The sequence below is a fragment of the Pannonibacter phragmitetus DSM 14782 genome, assembly GCF_000382365.1.
In the GTDB taxonomy this organism is placed as follows: Bacteria; Pseudomonadota; Alphaproteobacteria; order Rhizobiales; family Stappiaceae; genus Pannonibacter; species Pannonibacter phragmitetus.
The window spans coordinates 1-16,774 of sequence record NZ_KB908240.1 but is presented as its reverse complement, the minus strand read 5'-3'; the positions used below and the strand labels follow the sequence as shown (position 1 = coordinate 16,774).

General features: G+C 64.9%; 15 protein-coding genes. 3 read left to right on the top strand and 12 right to left on the bottom strand.

Going from position 1 to position 16,774, the window contains the following annotated elements; all coding sequences use genetic code 11:
• The first annotated feature begins 80 nt into the window (after window positions 1–80).
• Together paaK and H163_RS0121395 are read left to right on the top strand one after the other, a co-directional pair.
• On the top strand, window positions 81–1,391 hold the full coding sequence (paaK, locus tag H163_RS0121400; protein WP_019966662.1) for a phenylacetate--CoA ligase PaaK: 1,311 nt from the start codon (window positions 81–83) through the stop codon (window positions 1,389–1,391).
• A 190-nt stretch (window positions 1,392–1,581) separates the two neighbouring features.
• Window positions 1,582–2,181 carry a TetR/AcrR family transcriptional regulator gene (locus H163_RS0121395; protein ID WP_026356164.1) on the top strand — a complete coding sequence of 200 codons (600 nt, stop codon included), beginning with the start codon at window positions 1,582–1,584 and terminating at the stop codon, window positions 2,179–2,181.
• Here H163_RS0121395 and H163_RS0121390 read toward each other — a convergent pair.
• The 8 genes from H163_RS0121390 to H163_RS0121345 all read right to left on the bottom strand — a co-directional run bounded on the left by H163_RS0121390 (window position 2,174) and on the right by H163_RS0121345 (window position 10,769).
• Window positions 2,174–2,428: a CopG family ribbon-helix-helix protein gene (locus H163_RS0121390; protein ID WP_208975467.1), complete on the bottom strand. Its 255-nt coding sequence runs from the start codon at window positions 2,426–2,428 to the stop codon at window positions 2,174–2,176. The genes H163_RS0121395 and H163_RS0121390 overlap by 8 nt on opposite strands.
• A 784-nt stretch (window positions 2,429–3,212) precedes the next feature.
• The gene (paaZ, locus tag H163_RS0121385; RefSeq protein WP_019966659.1) at window positions 3,213–5,288 is read right to left on the bottom strand and encodes a phenylacetic acid degradation bifunctional protein PaaZ; all 2,076 of its coding nucleotides are present in this window, start codon (window positions 5,286–5,288) and stop codon (window positions 3,213–3,215) included.
• 250 nt (window positions 5,289–5,538) lie between these two features.
• Window positions 5,539–6,615 (bottom strand): 1,2-phenylacetyl-CoA epoxidase subunit PaaE, encoded by a 1,077-nt coding sequence (paaE, locus tag H163_RS0121375; RefSeq protein ID WP_019966658.1) that lies wholly within the window; start codon window positions 6,613–6,615, stop codon window positions 5,539–5,541.
• Between the two features lie 11 nt (window positions 6,616–6,626).
• Entirely contained in the window at window positions 6,627–7,163 is a 537-nt protein-coding gene (gene paaD / locus H163_RS0121370; protein WP_026356162.1) for a 1,2-phenylacetyl-CoA epoxidase subunit PaaD, read from the bottom strand.
• Between the two features lie 5 nt (window positions 7,164–7,168).
• Window positions 7,169–7,936 (bottom strand): 1,2-phenylacetyl-CoA epoxidase subunit PaaC, encoded by a 768-nt coding sequence (gene paaC, locus H163_RS0121365; protein WP_019966656.1) that lies wholly within the window; start codon window positions 7,934–7,936, stop codon window positions 7,169–7,171.
• The gene (gene paaB / locus H163_RS0121360; RefSeq protein ID WP_019966655.1) at window positions 7,936–8,220 is read right to left on the bottom strand and encodes a 1,2-phenylacetyl-CoA epoxidase subunit PaaB; all 285 of its coding nucleotides are present in this window, start codon (window positions 8,218–8,220) and stop codon (window positions 7,936–7,938) included. Before paaB ends, paaC begins: the two co-directional genes overlap by 1 nt.
• 85 nt (window positions 8,221–8,305) lie before the next feature.
• On the bottom strand, window positions 8,306–9,304 hold the full coding sequence (gene paaA / locus H163_RS0121355; protein WP_019966654.1) for a 1,2-phenylacetyl-CoA epoxidase subunit PaaA: 999 nt from the start codon (window positions 9,302–9,304) through the stop codon (window positions 8,306–8,308).
• 616 nt (window positions 9,305–9,920) lie between these two features.
• Window positions 9,921–10,769, bottom strand: coding sequence for a PaaX family transcriptional regulator C-terminal domain-containing protein (locus H163_RS0121345; protein ID WP_208975465.1), 849 nt, complete (start codon window positions 10,767–10,769; stop codon window positions 9,921–9,923).
• Window positions 10,770–10,972: 203 nt separating this feature from the next.
• On the opposite strand from H163_RS0121345, the gene H163_RS0121335 reads away from it, so the two are divergent.
• The gene (locus H163_RS0121335) at window positions 10,973–11,212 is read left to right on the top strand and encodes a type II toxin-antitoxin system ParD family antitoxin (RefSeq protein ID WP_026356161.1); all 240 of its coding nucleotides are present in this window, start codon (window positions 10,973–10,975) and stop codon (window positions 11,210–11,212) included.
• Window positions 11,213–11,337: 125 nt separating this feature from the next.
• On the opposite strand, the gene H163_RS0121330 is transcribed toward H163_RS0121335, so the two are convergent.
• The 4 genes from H163_RS0121330 to H163_RS23415 all read right to left on the bottom strand — a co-directional run.
• The gene (locus H163_RS0121330) at window positions 11,338–11,739 is read right to left on the bottom strand and encodes a type II toxin-antitoxin system VapC family toxin (protein WP_019966650.1); all 402 of its coding nucleotides are present in this window, start codon (window positions 11,737–11,739) and stop codon (window positions 11,338–11,340) included.
• Window positions 11,736–11,969 (bottom strand): type II toxin-antitoxin system Phd/YefM family antitoxin, encoded by a 234-nt coding sequence (locus H163_RS0121325; RefSeq protein WP_019966649.1) that lies wholly within the window; start codon window positions 11,967–11,969, stop codon window positions 11,736–11,738. The genes H163_RS0121330 and H163_RS0121325 overlap by 4 nt, the downstream gene beginning before the upstream one ends.
• A gap of 241 nt (window positions 11,970–12,210) precedes the next feature.
• Entirely contained in the window at window positions 12,211–13,956 is a 1,746-nt protein-coding gene (locus tag H163_RS0121320; protein ID WP_208975464.1) for a ShlB/FhaC/HecB family hemolysin secretion/activation protein, read from the bottom strand.
• 21 nt (window positions 13,957–13,977) lie between these two features.
• Window positions 13,978–16,774, bottom strand: a 2,797-nt coding sequence (locus H163_RS23415) for a beta strand repeat-containing protein (RefSeq protein ID WP_019966647.1), incomplete at its 5' end; no start/stop codon positions are given.

Genomic DNA, 16,774 nt, shown 5'->3' with positions numbered 1-16,774 from the left:
AAGGGCCGAAACTGACGGTAAATCACCTGCGCGAACGCGCTAGAAGCCGAATACTGACTGGATATCCTGGGGAGGAGACCATGGAAGACCTGACGCCGGACCGCAAGTCGCTCGACCCGATCGAGACCGCGTCCCGTGACGAGATCGAGGCGCTGCAGTTTCACCGCATGAAGCGGTCGCTGAAGCACGCCTATGAGAATTCGCCCTTCTACCGCAAGCGCTTCATCGAGCATGACGTGCACCCGGAAGAGCTGAAAAGCCTGAAGGACATTGCCCGCTTCCCCTTCACCACCAAGCAGGACCTGCGCGACACCTATCCCTTTGGCATGTTCGCCGTGCCGCGCAACAAGCTGACGCGGGTGCATGGCTCTTCCGGCACCACGGGCAAGCCCACGGTCGTCGGCTACACCGCCAATGACATTGACGTCTGGGCCAATCTGGTGGCCCGCTCCATCCGCGCTGCCGGCGGGCGGCCGGGCGACATGCTGCACAATGCCTATGGCTATGGCCTGTTCACCGGCGGCCTTGGCGCCCACTTCGGCGCGGAGCGGCTGGGCTGCACCGTGGTGCCGATTTCCGGTGGCCAGACCGAGCGGCAGGTGACGCTGATCAGCGACTTCCAGCCGGACATCATCATGGTCACCCCGTCCTACATGCTGGCAATCCTCGATGAGTTCCGCCGTCAGGGGCTCGATCCGCGCCAGTCCTCGCTGAAGACGGGCATCTTCGGCGCCGAGCCCTGGACCAACGCCATGCGCGAGGAAATCGAGCAGGCCTTCGACATGCACGCGGTCGATATTTATGGCCTGTCGGAAATCATGGGGCCGGGCGTGGCGCAGGAATGCGTGGAGACCAAGGACGGCCTGCATGTGTGGGAGGACCACTTCTACCCGGAAATCATTGATCCGGTGACGGGTGAGGTGCTCCCCGATGGTCAGATGGGCGAGCTGGTGTTCACCACCCTCACCAAGGAAGGCCTGCCGATGGTGCGCTACCGCACCCGCGACCTGACGCGGCTTCTGCCCGGCACCGCCCGCTCCATGCGGCGCATCGAAAAGATCACAGGCCGCAGCGACGACATGATCATCCTGCGCGGCGTCAACGTGTTTCCGACGCAGATCGAGGAGCAGATCCTCAAGTGCAAGGGCCTTGCCCCGCATTTCCAGATCGAGCTGAGCCGCGACGGGCGCATGGACACCATGACCGTGCATGTGGAATGCACGGCGGAGATGGCAGGCGACGATGCCCGCAAGGCCTCCGCCGGAGAGCTGTCGCATCACATCAAGGCCGTGGTCGGCGTCTCGACCCGCATCAACATCACGCCTCCCGGCGGCGTCGCCCGCTCGGAAGGCAAGGCCAAGCGGGTGGTGGACAACAGGCCGAAGGACTAAAAGACCGTGCGGCGCTTGAGCGGTCCAAGGCGTGATGCGCCAGCATCTCAGCGCCTTGGCTTAAAAAGCCCGGGCAGGAATACATCAAGCCCCTGCGGCATCACAGCCCTGGGGCGAACCCCTGACAAGCGGGGGCGGATCGGCTAAACAACGCGCAATCCGCCCGTTTGTCATGAACAGGAACAGCAAGATGGCTCGCACGCGGGCAGCAGACTTTGAAGAGAAGCAGCGCAGCATTCTGGACAAGGCAGCGCAGGTCTTCGCCGAGCAGGGCATGGAAAAAGCCTCCATGTCCCAGATCGCCAGCGTTGCGCAGGTGTCGAAGGCCTTGCTCTACCATTATTATCCGAGCAAGGACGCGCTGATCTACGCCATCATCGTCACACATCTTGAAGCGCTGGATGAGGCCATCGAGGCCGCCGATGACCCTTCCCTGCCCCCCGGCGACAGGCTGCGGCGGCTGGTCGGCACGGTTCTGGAGAACTACCGGGGCGCGGACAACCAGCACAAGGTCCAGCTCAATGCCACTTCCGCCCTCTCGGACGAGCAGAAGGCCGGCATCACCGCGCTGGAGCGCCGGATCGTGCGGCGTTTTTCCAGCGTGCTGGAGCTGATCAACCCGGACCTCAACAGCCGCGAGCGCCCGCTGCTGATGCCCGTCACCATGTCCCTCTTCGGCATGATGAACTGGGTCTACATGTGGTTCCGCGACGGCGGCCGCATCAGCCGCGAAGACTACGCCGGCGTCGCCACGACGCTGATCCTGGAGGGGATCAAGGCGGTCAGGTGAGGGCCCAGCCATGTTTCGCGGCTATCGCTGCGAAAACATCCCCGGCAGGTAGAACGCCGCCCTCACGCATCGCGGCAATCCCGGCTTCGATCCGCTCCATCTGCCAGATGTTGACATCCAGATATTGTTCAATCGCCTGATTGACGATGTCATTGCGGGAGCGGCCCGTGGCATTCGCCAAGGCATCAATCTCCGCCACCCTTGAGGTGCGGATGGTGACAGGCTCCGCTCCGGGGCGCTGCGGCATGCTGGGCTCTTCTTTCATGAGGGCTGATCGTACTCCGGCGCAGCACCTCTTCCAAGCTTCGTGAGCCGGGCCTCTGGCAGCAGCCACAAACCCACATTCATGCGAAACCATAAGCGAAATGCTGGATGAGGAACTGGCGGGGGACCTGTCAGGCTGGCACTGCCTTCCGTCATCAGACGCTTTCGCTCGGCGATAGCCGCAAAGACGGACCGCACTACGCCCCTGACAGGTCCCGGCACGGAGGCCGGGACGGCGCGGTGGGTGGGGAAGCGCCGATGGAGGCCAAGGGCGTTGCCATGATCTCCGCCCGGAGCGCCCGCCGGATTGGCCGCAAAGCCTCACACCCTCTCCGCCCGGAGCCCCCGCCGGAGTGGCCGCAAAGCCTCATACCCTCCCCGCGCCGCCCCGGCCTTGTGCCGGGGCCTGTAAGGCGGGCACTGCCTTCCGGCATCAGACGCTTTCTCCCGGCGATAGCTGCAGAAAACAACCGCGCTGCGCCCCTTACGGGTCCCCGCACAAGGCGGGGACGGCGCGAAAAGCGTAGCTCCTTGCGACGCCACTTCACCTCAGCCTGCCGCCGTTATGGATTGCAGTAAGCCCTCTCCGCGCCGCCCCGGCCTTGTGCCGGGGCCTGTAAGGCGGGCACAGCCTTCCGGCATCAGGCGCTTTCTCCCGGCGATAGCCGCAAAAAACAACCGCACTGCGCCCCTGACAGGTCCCGGCACGGGGGCCGGGACGGCGCGGTGGGTGGGGAGGCGCCGATGGTGGCCAAGGGCGTTGCCCCCTACTCCGCCGCCTTAGCCACCTCCGCCACCGGCGGCCATGTCTTGGCGACCATGGTGAGCACGTCATATTGCGCCACCACCTGACCGGACTGGTTGGTGACCTGGCAGTCCCAGCGCACTTCGCCGTGTTCGGCATTGGCGCGGGGGTTGATCTCCTTGCAGGTCAGGCGGACTTGCAATGTGTCGCCGAAATAGACCGGCGTCAGGAAGCGCAGGTTGTCGACGCCGTAATTGGCCAGCACCGGGCCCGGTGCCGGATCGACGAACAGGCCGGCCGCGAAGGAGGCGATGAGGTAGCCGTGGGCGACCCGGTCGTCGAAGAAGGGGTTCGCCCTGGCCGCTTCGCTGTCCATGTGGGCGTAGAAGGTGTCGCCGGTGAAATGGGCGAAATGCTCCACGTCCTCCTGCGTCACCTCACGGGCGGCGGTGACGATCTGGTCGCCGATAACAAGCTCTGCGAGGGACTTGCGGAAAGGATGGACGCCCTGCCGCGCCTCCGCGCCCTCGATCCAGCGGCCCGTGACGGCAGAGAGCAGCCGGGGTGAGCCTTGCACGGCGGTGCGCTGCATATAATGCTTCACGCCGCGCATGCCGCCCATTTCCTCGCCGCCCCCTGCCCGGCCCGGCCCGCCATGCACAAGCGGCGCAAGCGGTGAGCCATGGCCGGTGGAGGACTTGGCCGAAGCGCGGTTGCCGATCAGCACGCGGCCATGGAAGGGCGCAAGGCCCAGCACCATCTCTTCGGCCACATGCGGGTCATCGGTGAAGACCGAGGACACCAGCGAGCCCTTGCCCATCTGCGCCAGCTCGACGGCTTCTTCCAGATCATCATAAGGCATGACGGTGGACACCGGCCCGAAGGCCTCCACATCATGCACGGCGCCGGCCTCGAAGGGCCTCGCGCAATACATCAGCACCGGGTTGAGGAAGGCACCGGCCTCCGCATCGCCCGAGGCAAGGCGCACGTCATCCGGGTTGCCCGCAACGATCTCGGCGTCCGCCTGAAGTTCGGCGATGCGCTCGCGCACTTCCTGCCGCTGGTCGAGGCTGGCGAGCGCGCCCATGCGCGTTGCCTCCTCGCCCGGCAGGCCCGGCAGCGTTTTCGCAAGGCGCTCGCGCAGGGCATCAATCAGCGGCTCCACATGGGCACGCGGGGCCATGACCCGGCGGATGGCGGTGCATTTCTGCCCGGCCTTGGCTGTCATCTCGCGGGCCACTTCCTTGACGAAGAGGTCAAACTCCGGCGTGCCCGGCGCAGCATCAGGGCAGAGGATCGCCGCATTGAGGCTGTCGGCCTCCATGGTGAAGCGCACCGCATTGGCGACAATGGCCGGATGCGCCTTGAGCTTGCGGCCTGTCCAGGCGGAGCCGGTGAAGGTCACCGCGTCCTGCCCGGTCACATGGTCGAGAAGATCACCGACGCTGCCGCAGATCAATTGCAGCGCGCCCTCCGGCAAAATGCCCGAGGCGATGATCTGGCGCACGCAGAGTTCGGTCAGATAGGCGGTCTGGCTTGCCGGCTTGACGATGCAGGGCACGCCCGCCAGCAGGGTGGGCGCGATCTTTTCCAGCATGCCCCAGACGGGGAAGTTGAAGGCGTTGATGTGCACGGCGACACCGCGCAGCGGCGTCAGGATATGCTGGGCGCTGAAGCTGTTGTCACGGGACAGGGGCTCCACATCGCCATCGGTCAGCACGCGGGTGTTGGGCAGCTCGCGCCGGCCCTTGGAAGCAAAGGTCAGCATGGTGCCGATGCCACCCTCGATGTCGATCCAGCCATCGGCGCGGGTCGCGCCCGTGTGCAGGCTCTCGGCGTAGAGCGCTTCCTTCTGCTCCATCAGATAGAGGCCGAGCGCCTTCAGCATTGCCGCCCGGTCGTGGAAGGACATGGCGCGCAGCTTCGCCCCGCCCGTCCGCCGCCCGTAGTCGAGCGCGGCGGCAAAGTCGAGGCCGGTGGAATCCACCTGCGCCACCGGCGCACCGGTGGCCGCATCACGCAGAAGCTGGCCCTCGCCGGTTCCGGCAATCCAGCGTCCGCAAACATGGCTTTCAAGACGGCGCGGGGCGGCAGTCATGGGCATTTCCTTCTTTCAATAATCCTGCCCGCCAGAAGCGGGTCATAGATTGCCGACAAACCTGAGGCCTCTCCATCGTCATCCTCGGCCTTGTGCCGAGGATCTACACAAGTCAGTAGCTTGCAGATGGCCGGGACAAGCCCGACCATGACGAAAGAAAAGAGCTCGTATTTTGTCATCATCCTCCTGCCCGCCAGAGGCGGGTTACTCCAAGGCTCCGGAATGCCGGTGCATCAGGCCTTGAGAGGCTTCATTCGTCGTAAGTCACCACCACCTTGTCCGTCAGCGGGCGGGCCTGGCAGGAGAGCGCGTAACCGGCGCGCACCTCATAGTCTTCCAGCGCGTGGTTGACGGCCATTTCCACCTCGCCTTCCAGCACCTTGCAGCGGCAGGTGGAGCACACGCCCGCCCGGCAGGAGTAAGGCGCATCAAGGCTGGCAGCGAGCGCCGCTTCCAGAATGGTCTCACCATCGCGGCCCATCTCGAAGCTGCGGGTCAGGCCGTCGAGCGTGACGGAGGCCTGCGTCCCCGTGCCCGGCGCAACGGCGTTGCGGGAGACGGCGGGCGCCTTCGCCCGGCCCGGCTGGCCGGAGGCGAACAGCTCGAAGCGGATCTGGCTGTCATCCAGCCCATGCTCGCGCAGGCTGGCGGCGATGGTCAGCATCATCGGCTCCGGCCCGCAGATGAAAGCCGTGTCCACGGCGCTGGCGTCGATCCAGTGGGTGAAGAGCGCCTTCATCTTTTCCGCGTCGATCCGCCCGGTGAAGAGGTCGATCTCCTGCCCCTCCTGCTCCAGCACGTGGATGACGGAAAGGCGCCCGAGATAAAGGTTCTTCAGGTCCTCCAGCTCCTCGCGGAACATGATGGAGCTGATCTGCCGGTTGGCATAGACGAGGGTGAACTTCGAGCGCGGCTCGCGGGCCAGCACCGTCTTGATGATCGACAGCACCGGCGTGATGCCCGAGCCCCCGGCAAAGCCGAGATACTGGCGGCCCGCCTCCGGGTCGATGGGCGTGAAGAAGCGGCCCATGGGCGGCATGGCTTCCAGCACGTCGCCGGGGTTAAGCGCCTCGTTGGCCCAGGTGGAAAAGGCCCCGCCATCCACCCGCTTGATGCCCACCTTCAGCACGCCCTCATCAAGGCCCGCACAGATGGAATAGCTGCGGCGCAGCTCCTCGCCGTCAAACGCGCGGCGGAAGGTCAGATACTGGCCTTGTGTGAAGCCGAAAAGCGGAAGGTCCTCCTCGCGCGGGGCAAGGGTGACGACCACCGCATCGCGGGTTTCGCGGCGCACACCGGTGACGGTCAGCGGATGAAAACGGGCCATGGCTTGCGTCCTCAGATGCACTTGAAATAGTCGAAGGGTTCAAGACAGTCCGTGCAGCGGTAGCTGGCCTTGCAGGGGGTCGAGCCGAACTGGCTGACCTTCTGCGTTGCCGCCGAGCCGCAGCGCGGACAGGTGATCGCAAGGTTGCTGCCGGAGACGAGCCGCGCCACGCGGCTTCCGATCTGCTCGGCAACACGGCCATCGGGCGCCGTGCCGTCGATGGGCGGGGCGATGCCATACTGGCGCAGCTTTTCGCGCCCCTCCGGCGTCAGCCAGTCCGTCGTCCAGGGCGGCGACAGGCGCCGCTCCAGCCGCAGATCGGTGATGCCCTTTGCCCGCAGCGCCGCCTCGATGTCGAGGTTGATGATGCTGGTTGCCGGGCAGCCGGAATAGGTGGGCGTCACCGTCACCACCAGCGTTTCATCCTGCCAGGCCACATCCCGGATGATGCCGAGATCGGTGAGGCTGATCACCGGAATTTCCGGGTCCGGCACTTCGGCGAGCCAGGACCAGACTTCCGCCACATCAGGATGACGCACGCTGGCCATGGCACTCACCATGTTGCGCCGGGATAGGCGCGCTGCAGGAACTGCATTTCGGCCAGAATATAGCCCAGATGCTCCGTATGGGTGCCGCGCTTGCCGCCCTTGTGCTGCCAGGCCTCGCCCGGATGGGCAAGCCCGGCTTCCGCCAGAACGGCGCCCACCGTTGCATCCCAGCCCGCCTTGAGGCTGGAAGGCAGCGGAACAACGCCGGAAGCGGCCAGCGCTGCATCCGTTTCGTCATCCATGAACATCTCGCCGGTATAGGCCCACAGCGCCTTCAGCGCCCTGGCCATGCGGGCGTGGCTTTCCTCCGTGCCATCGCCAAGGGCGATCACCAGCGCGGCGGAACGGTCGAGGTGATAGGCCGCTTCCTTGGCAGCTTTCGCCGCAATCTCCGCCACACGCGGTTCACTGGAGCCCTTCAGCGCATCCAGCAGCTCCACATGGAAGGCATCGAACAGGAACTGGCGCATCATCGTGTGGCCGAAATCGCCATTCGGGCGCTCCACCAGCAGCAGATTGCGGAAGGCGCCGGCATCGCGCAGATAGGCGAGCGCATCGGCGTTGCGGCCCTTGCCCTCCACCTCGCCCGCCAGCCCCAGCCACAGCTGGCACTGGCCGATGAGATCCAGCGCCTGATTGGCAAGCGCGATATCCTCTTCCAGCGCAGGCCCGTGGCCGCACCATTCGGACACCCGGTGCCCGAGGATCAGCGCGTTGTCGCCCATGCGCAGCAGCCACTCGAACAGCGCTGCCTGATGTGTCGCGCTGGCCATCACATGTGCCCCACTTCTTCGGGAATGTCGTAGAAGCTCGGGTGACGGTAGACCTTGCTGTTGGACGGCTCGAACAGCGGCCCCTTTTCCGAAGGCACGGAAGCGGTGATGTTTTCCGACTTCACCACCCAGATGGAGACGCCCTCATTGCGGCGCGTATAGACATCCCGCGCATGGCGGATGGCCATGTCCGCGTCCGGCGCATGCAGGCTGCCAACATGGCGGTGATTGAGGCCATGCTGGCCACGGATGAAGATTTCCCAAAGGGGCCATTCGCTGGACATGTTCCGCGTCCTCCCGCAAACACGTTGAAATCAGACTGTTTTTTGCCGGGCGCCTGGAAGGCTCAGGCGCCGCACCGGCCTTGGTCTATTCGGCCGCGACCCGCGCCGCCGCACGGCGTGCGTCCTGCTTTTTCGCATGGGCCATCAGCCCCTCGCGCACCCAGGCGCCATCTTCCCAGGCCTTGACGCGGGCGCCGAGGCGCTCCTCGTTGCAGGGGCCATTGCCGGAAATGACGGCGAAGAACTCGCTCCAGTCCGGCTCGCTGAAATCATAGCCGCCCTTTTCCTCATTCCACTTCAGTTCGGGATCGGGAACGGTGAGGCCGAGATATTCCGCCTGCGGCACCGTCTGGTCGACGAACTTCTGGCGCAGCTCGTCGTTGGTGTTCATCTTGATCTTCCAGGCCATGGACTGGGCGGAATGCACCGAGTCCTTGTCCGAGGGGCCGAACATCATCAGCGAGGGGAACCAGAAGCGGTTCAAGGCATCCTGCGCCATCGCCTTCTGCTCCGGCGTGCCCTTCGCCATCTTCATCATGATGTCGTAGCCCTGCCGCTGGTGGAAGCTCTCTTCCTTGCAGATGCGGATCATGGCGCGGGAATAAGGGCCGTAGCTGGTGCGCTGCAGCGGCACCTGATTCATGATCGCCGCCCCGTCCACCAGCCAGCCGACAGCGCCCATGTCGGCCCAGGTCAGCGTCGGATAGTTGAAGATGGAGGAATATTTCATCTTGCCCGCATGCAGCAGGTCAATCAGCTCATCGCGGGAGACACCCAGCGTCTCGGCGGCGGAATAGAGATAGAGCCCGTGGCCCGCCTCGTCCTGCACCTTGGCCAAGAGGATCTGCTTGCGCTCCAGCGTCGGTGCGCGGGTGATCCAGTTGCCTTCGGGAAGCTGGCCGACGATTTCGCTGTGCGCGTGCTGGCCGATCTGGCGGATCAGCGTCTTGCGGTAGCCCTCCGGCATCCACTCCTTGGGCTCGATCTTCTCGCCCCGGTCGATGCGGTCCTGAAAGGCTGCCTCTTCCGGCGTCATCGCCTCACGGGCCTTGCCGCCTTCGGATGTCACAAGCTGCGCATACATGATCCGGCCTCCTCCCTCATCAAACGCCCTGCTCCGCGCCCAATCCGGCGCCTTGCAGCCGCGTGACAGCCAGCTCACTCCTCATATCGCTGACCGACCGGTCGATTTATACACTCAAAACCGTCACAAGAAAAGTCACTTTTTCATGATTCCTGTGATGCTTTTGGGCAAAAGGATTTTATCTGTTATGTTTCAGCGGGTTATTGAGTTTCAGAGAGAGCGGAAGTTCTCCGTGGCAATGTTTGCAGAGGCAACCGGGTGAGCTCCAACTCCTCTCTCCCCTTGAGGGGGAGCTGCCCCCGGCAGGGGGCAGAGGGGGGTAACGGACGATCCGTTGAAGAGAGATCCTGCCGTATTGAAGCGCAGCCCCCCTCTGTCTGCTGGCGCAGACATCTCGCCCTCAAGGGGGGAGATGGGCGCTGCGGTGAGTGGGCGTGGCCTTTCAGCCCGCTCCGCGCCGCCCCGGTCTTGTGCCGGGGCCTGTCAGGCTGCCACCGCGCCCCGGCATCGGGCGCTTTCGATTGATGATAGCCGCAGAAAACAACCGCCCTGCGCCCATGACGGGTCCCCGCACAAGGCGGGGACGGCGCGGTGCGTGTGGCGAGCCTGCCTTCACCTAAACAATCACCGGAATCCGGCTGATGCTCTCCGGTGTGCGTGCGGGCAGGAAGCCGTCTGTGCCTTCGAGATGGGCGGCCACATGCCGTTCCGTGGCCGGGGTCAGCGCCAGATAGAGCCGGCGGAACAGGCGGCGCGCCTCGCCGCCGTTCCAGTTTGCCGGAAGGGCCGCCTGCGGCAGGCGCGGGTCGCGCAGCAGAACGTGGCGGTAGGCATGGACCAGCAGCAGCCGGGCGGTCAGCGCGTCGCCATCGGCAAGACGGCAGCCCCCCTCATCCGCCACCACCAGCAGCGGCGAAAAGCTGGCGGTGAACTCCGCATAGCCCTCCTGCAGAGCGGAAAGATCCCAGAAACCGGCGAGCCTTGCCGGGTCCGCAACCTCGCCCGCATGCAGCACCAGCGCCCCCGGCGGCGGCGCCTGGCCCCGCTCCGGACGGATGAACACCGGTCCGCCCATATGCCCCAGCCGCAGGCGGCGGGCGTCGTCAGGCGTCAGATCCGGCGCATGGAGCACCTGCCAGCCCCGGCCCGGCTGATCCGGCCCGTAAAGCAGATCTGCGGCCTGCTGGAACTCCGCCCTTGCCGCCTCCGCCAGCCGGTAATAGCTGCGCCGGCCGATGCGCTCGCCCGCCAGCCGCTCCGCCGCCACAAGACGGGAGACAGCCGTGCGCACCAGCGATTCATTGATCCCGGCGCTTCCACAAAGCTCGATCAGCGTGCCGGTCCACAGCACGCCGCCGCGCGGCACGGCGATGTCGCCGTAAACCGTGACGATAAACGCCGCCGCATTCAGCCGCATGCGGCTGACAACCTGCGCAATCTCTTCGCCTGCCCCGTTCAAACTCAAGGCCCCGTTATCCTTCCCACTGCGTCAGTCCGCTCCCCCTGCCCCTTGCCGGAACAAGGGACGCCCGGCAGCAGGCTTGTCAACATGATCGAGGGACAGCGCCGCGTCCAGCATGCCGGAGAACGACGGGCCACAAGGCCGGACATTGACTGTAATACTTTTTGGTATAGGCTGAGAACGCCCATTATCATGAGGAAATGGCCATGGCACGGAATACCTCCATCACCATTGGTGACCATTTCACCGCTTTCATTCAGGAGCAGGTCGGTGCGGGGCGCTATGGCTCCGCGAGCGAAGTGGTCCGCGCAGGATTGCGCCTGCTGGAAGAGCATGAGGCCCGCGTCAAGGCACTGGAAGCCGCCCTCATCGCCGGAGAACAATCCGGCGAGCCGGAACCCTTCGACTTCGAGGCCTTCAAGACCCGCATGCGGTCTGGAGGTTGATGACAAAGGAGACTTGCTTCTCCTTCGTTATGGCCGGGCTTATCCCGGCCATCTGCAAGCCATTGATTTGTATAGATCCTCGGCACAAGGCCGAGGATGACGGCGGAGAGGCCCTAGCCCCCCCGTTACCACACACGCCCAAGCCAACCCGGCTCTGCGGTCAATCCATCAAACGCCGTATCTGCCGAAACAAGCGTCATGCCGCGTGTGATGGCAGACGCCCCGATGAACCGGTCAAACGGATCACGGTGCGGCCAATCGAGCGTTGCCGCCAGGAGGCAGGTTTCGGCGCAGACATCCAGCAGGCGCGCGCCCTGCTCCCCGGCGAGGCTGGGCAACTGGTGCAGGAACGGCGCCATTTCGGGCCACTTGCCGATGCGGACCTTCTGACCGATTTCAAACAGGCTGATGGCGCTGATCGATACGGTTTCCGCAGCCTCAAGCGCGGCAACGACCGGTTGCGGCAGGCGCGGGTCCGCCGTCAGCGACCATGCCCAGGCGTGGGTATCAAGCAGCAGATGCTTCACTCACGCCCCTCCCAGAGCGCAAGCTCGTCCTCTGCCAACGGCTCGAAGAAATCTGGGCCAGCTCCCGTCAGCTTGCCCTTCAGAAGACCCGTCCTGAACGTGGTCTGGGGGATCGGCACAAGGCGCGCAACAGGGCGCTTGCCCTTGGCAATGATAACCTCTTCGCCTGCCTGCGCCGCCTCGATCAGCTTCGACAGGTTGGTTTTGGCGGCATGAACGGTCACCTGCATTTCCCTGCCTCCTTGGCCAGTTTTAAAACATGACTAATTTAGCTAATATATGTCAGGCACTGGCTTCCGTCCAGCCCGGACACCGCCCGCCATGATGCATCTGCTTTTCGGGGAGACGCCTGCCGCCCCCTCCCCTCAAGGGGGAGCGGAGCAGATAGGCCGTGCCGGGGTGAGCGGATTTCAGGCTTTCCCCAAACCGCAAGCGGGGGGGCATGACCGGCAGCCCAGCCCCTGCCCGCCCTCAGTACTTGAGGGCGAGGCGGAAGTTGATGCGGTCTTCGGGCTTCTGCTGGCGGGCGCCGCCGCGGGCATATTCGAGGCTGAGGGAGCCGGAATGCGGGGTGGCCTTCTGCGACAGGGCCACGCGCAGACCCGCGCCGAAAGCACCGGCGCTGAGGTATTCCTTTTCCACCGCAGACGGCTTTTCCAGCTTCACGAAGCCACCGGCCGCAAACAGATAGGGCATCACCGCAGAGCCGAGATCCGGCAGCATGGCGAAGGAGGGCAGTGCCACCGGCAGGCTCACTTCCGAGCGGAAGGCCGCGCCGCTGTCACCCTGGAACTGGCCGCCGCGATAGGCCGACACCCAGTCCGCACCGCCAAGGCCGAACTGTTCCGAGCTGACCAGCGCCTCGCCGAAGGAGGTCTGCGCCTTGGCGGCCAGCGACAGATACACCCGGTTGCTGAACAGCGGCTGCGTATAGCCCGCCGTCACATCCAGCTTGCGGAAGTCCGGCTTTGCCCCAAGGCGCGTCATGGGAAGGGCTGAAGTGCCCTGGCGCGCGCCAAGGCCGTCGAGGCCGAAGGAAGCCGTGATGCTGCCGTTCAGCCGCCCTTCCCAGGGCAGGAAGGCATCGGCCGTCTGCGTCAGCCGCAGAACCCGCAGCCGGTCCTGCGCAAAGTCTGTCCGCGCAGTGCCAAGGTCCAGCTTCAGCGTCTCTTCCCCCGCATCGAAGGCGAGGACCGAGCTGGTGTTGAGGCTGCGCGAGCGGATCCAGCTGTAGCCCAGACGGGCCGAAAAGCGCTGGTAGCGGTCCAGCATGGTGAAGGGCAGCTCGGACTTGGGATGCGTGCGGCTGTCCACCGCTTCCACATTGGCCCAGGCCCCGGTGCCGCCCAGCGGCACCGTCACGCCGGCAATCAGCTGCCGGTTGCGCGGATCATCGCTGAAAGCCCCGCCATCCAGCCCCGGATAGCCGTTGGCCCTCAGATAGGCCGTCTCGCCGAAGCCCAGCAGGCTGTTGAAGTCAACGCCAAGACCTGCCGTATAGCCGCCCAGATCCTTGCCCGTGCTGTTGTCCATCGTCACCGTGGCGCTGATGGCGTCATGGCGGCCATCGACGACGATCACCGTGGTGCCGGGCTGCGTTCCGGCCTTCAGCGTCGAGCGCAGGATCAGCCCCGGCGTGTCACCGGCCAGCAGCAGGCGGCGCTCCAGCTCGGCCTGCGTCACCCGCGGCTTGCCGGCAAGCGGCGCGATCACCGTCCGCACATGGCCCTGCACGCGGGCAGGCAGCGCGGAAACGTCCACCGCTTCGATCTGGCCATCGGTCACCACCAGGCGCAGCGGCTTGCCGTTGCGGATCGTCTGCGGCGGCAGGCTGACACGCACCAGCACGTAGCCGGCACGGGTATAGGCCTCCTCAAGGCGGCGGGCGGCGGCAAAGAGATCGGCGCCCGTCACCTTCTGCCCCTTGAGCGTGGCTTCGATCGCTGCAGTCTCCCCGGCAAATTCCGGCCAGCCGCCGTCGACAATCAGGCCCGAGGGCGTGACGCTCAGCTTCTCCGCCCCTGCGGGCGCATCGGCACCGGTGGACCCGGAGAGCGAGACCCCGCCTTCCGCCGGACGCACAACCGGCGGAGCATAGCTCGGCTGCGTCAGCTGGCTTGCCGTCTGCGCATGAGCCGCACCGGCAAGAGCGAGCGCCAGGCAGCCGGCAACGGAGCCAGCCAGGGCGGCGGGAAACGGCTTCATCATCTTTGTCATCGTCTTCATCGCCCGCCCGGTTTACTCACTGGAACAATTAACGGCCACATTGGGCCCGAAGGCGCAGAGTGCAGCACTAATACGCAGGTCTTCCGTGGTCAACTCGCTGCCGCCAGCTTCCCCGCCAGATTCGGCGGATGGCCCGGTTCCGTCCTGCACGGCGGCGAAAACAACCAGCTGCGGCGTCTGGCCGAAGGCCTGCATGGACGGCATCAGCGGATTGCTCTGCGTGGCCTGCAGGCTGAAGATGGGGTTTGGCACCGCCGTGATGGCCGGGCTGCTGCTGGTGCCGCCGGCAGGGGGCGCTACCACCACAGGAGGAGCCGGATTGACGGAAGGTGGCACAGGCGCAGGCACGGGCACGGGCGCAGGAGCCGCCAGCACCGTCAGCATGCCGCCCACATAGGTGAGGTCATAGTTGCCCGAGGTCAGGCCGGAGGCCGTCAGCGTATAGCTGCCCGCATTCACCGCCCCCTGCGACGTGCCGCCAAAGGAGAGCGTGCCGCCGAGCACAGATGCCGTCTCGTTGTTGACGAAGCCGCTGTAGCTCACGCCGTTGCCACCGCTGTAGGCCAGACCGTCATAGGTCTTCGTGGCATCCGTCACCGTCACCTCAAGCGCAGCCTTGCCCACCGTCAGCGAGCCGTCCACATAGCTGATCTCGTAATTGCCCGAGGTCAGACCGGAAGCCGTCAGCGTGTAATCGCCCGCATTCACCGCATTCTGTGATGTGCCGCCGTAAACAAGCGTGCCGCCAAGCACGGTGCTTGTCTCGCCGTTGACGAAGCCGTCATAGGTCACGCCGTTGCCGCCGCTGAAAGCCTGACCGTCATAGGTCTTGCTGGCATCATCGGCAGTGACTGTCAAAGTGGCCTTGCCGACCGTCAGCGAGCCGGTACCAGGAGCGTAGGAGATGTCATAGCCGGTCTGACCGGAATAGAGCCCCGAGAGCGTCAGATTGGTGTAGGTGCCGGCATTGGCGCTGGAGGTCACATAAGCCGCCGTGCCAAGAAACTTGGATGCATCGTAATCAGCAAGACTGTACGTAAGCGTTCCGACGCTCGTGCTGCTGGCAGTTCCGTCATAGGTCTTTGTGCCAGCCCCACCACCGATGGTGATCGCGGTCAGGAAGCTGCGCAACAGGGGGCCGGTCTGGCCCTCGTAGATGCGCCAGACCGAAGACGAGCCGCCCGCATTCGCAATGTCCCAACCTGCATCATCAAAGGTTGCGAAGCTGGTCATCTGAGCCGTGGTCAGGCCAGTGACCCCAGATGCGGAGGCGTTGGTGCCAACGCCTCGGGTCTGTCCGGTTGTTTCCGCATTGAAGAAGGAGGTGGAAATGGTTCCACCAGTCATTTGTCCAATGAAGCCACCTGTGCTGGTCCCGCCAGTCACAGCCCCCGTCGCATAGGAATTCGAGATCGTCGCTGAGCCGCTACCAATCAGGCCACCCGTACCGCTGCCGGTGCTGGTTACCGTTCCCGTGGCGTAGGAATTCGAGATCGTGCCCGAGCCATGACCGACAAGCCCGCCCACACCGGTAGAGCTTCCCGAAACGGCTACGGCTGCGTAGGAATTAGAAATTGTGCCGTACTGACTATAGCCAACAAGTCCTCCGGTACGGATACCCGTTCCGGAGACTGACCCCGAGGCTGACGACCGGGTGACCGCTGCCCCAGAGATGTAGCCAACAAGCCCACCCGCATTTACCGCGCCGTTCACAACCCCTTCAACGGAAACATCAGAGATAGTGCCACCATCAATACGCCCGACCAGAATGCTACTATTGTTTTTTCCCGTCACGGCTGCGAGAGTCAGGCCAACATTGCGCATGATGCCGCTGCTGCCGGCATAACCAAAAAGGGCAACGTTATCGGTGGTGCCTCGATTGATCGTCAGACCGCTGATCGTATGTCCATCACCATCGAACGTGCCGGTGAACGGGGAGCCGATGTTGACACCAATTGGCGCAAAGCCCGCACCGCTGTTCCAGCTTGCTGTGGCGCTGGCATCGATATCCCGGCCAAGCGCATAGATGCCGCTGAGCCGGTTCTTCATGTTTTGCAGGTCATGCACCGTGTTGACCAGCATGTAGGCGGTGATCGTGGTGCTGGCGCCTGCGTTTGCGCTGTAATTCACCGGCGCCGTGTAACTGGTGCTGTTGACCGTGCTGTTATCGTTGCCCGAGGGATTGTAATAGAGCGATACACCACCCGATGCGGTGGCCGTGATCCCCGAACCGAAGGTGACTGTACCCGTGCCCGTGCCGGAATTGTCCGCCCGCAGCACGATGGAAGAGCCGGCGCCGCCAGCGAGATTCGCGTTCACGGCGATATCGCCATAGGCCGAGAGCGCCAGCCTCGAGCCGCTCGTCCACGTCACCGCATCTGCAACGGTGATGTTGCCCGCCTGCGCGCCCGCTGAGCCCGATCCGCCCGTGGTGATCGTTACATTGGCCGCCTCAAGCGCCGAAACCAGCGTGCTGACGTTGATGACGCTGTCATCCCCCGTTGCCGTGGTGCCGGTGGAGCTGGAGGCCGTGCCGCTGGAGATCGTGACGTTGTAGGGGTCCAGCAGCAGGTTGCCGAAGCCGCCGGGGCCGGAAAGGTCCGTGCGGCCGGTGTAGGACAGAACCGCCTTGCCGGAGACTTCCGCCTCGCCGCCAATGCCAGTGCCTGCGCCTTGCGCGCTGATCAGGCCTGCAAAAGTTGTGAGGTTGTCGGACCAGACCACCACCGTGCCGCCGTTGCCGCTCTGCGTGGCATCGGCGCGGATGATGCTGGCCGCATCAATGCTGGTGGTCTCGGCCCGCTGCGTG

Excerpts from the sequence above, each read along its gene's own strand:
- H163_RS0121395 (WP_026356164.1), top strand. The coding sequence starts at position 1,582 with ATGGCTCGCACGCGGGCAGCAGACTTTGAAGAGAAGCAGCGCAGCATT.
- H163_RS0121335 (WP_026356161.1), top strand. The coding sequence starts at position 10,973 with ATGGCACGGAATACCTCCATCACCATTGGTGACCATTTCACCGCTTTC.
- paaZ (WP_019966659.1), bottom strand. The coding sequence starts at position 5,288 with ATGACTGCCGCCCCGCGCCGTCTTGAAAGCCATGTTTGCGGACGCTGG.
- paaD (WP_026356162.1), bottom strand. The coding sequence starts at position 7,163 with ATGGCCAGCGTGCGTCATCCTGATGTGGCGGAAGTCTGGTCCTGGCTC.
- H163_RS0121390 (WP_208975467.1), bottom strand. The coding sequence starts at position 2,428 with ATGCCGCAGCGCCCCGGAGCGGAGCCTGTCACCATCCGCACCTCAAGG.
- paaE (WP_019966658.1), bottom strand. The coding sequence starts at position 6,615 with ATGGCCCGTTTTCATCCGCTGACCGTCACCGGTGTGCGCCGCGAAACC.
- H163_RS0121325 (WP_019966649.1), bottom strand. The coding sequence starts at position 11,969 with ATGCAGGTGACCGTTCATGCCGCCAAAACCAACCTGTCGAAGCTGATC.
- paaA (WP_019966654.1), bottom strand. The coding sequence starts at position 9,304 with ATGTATGCGCAGCTTGTGACATCCGAAGGCGGCAAGGCCCGTGAGGCG.
- paaC (WP_019966656.1), bottom strand. The coding sequence starts at position 7,936 with ATGGCCAGCGCGACACATCAGGCAGCGCTGTTCGAGTGGCTGCTGCGC.
- paaB (WP_019966655.1), bottom strand. The coding sequence starts at position 8,220 with ATGTCCAGCGAATGGCCCCTTTGGGAAATCTTCATCCGTGGCCAGCAT.
- paaK (WP_019966662.1), top strand. The coding sequence starts at position 81 with ATGGAAGACCTGACGCCGGACCGCAAGTCGCTCGACCCGATCGAGACC.
- H163_RS0121320 (WP_208975464.1), bottom strand. The coding sequence starts at position 13,956 with ATGACAAAGATGATGAAGCCGTTTCCCGCCGCCCTGGCTGGCTCCGTT.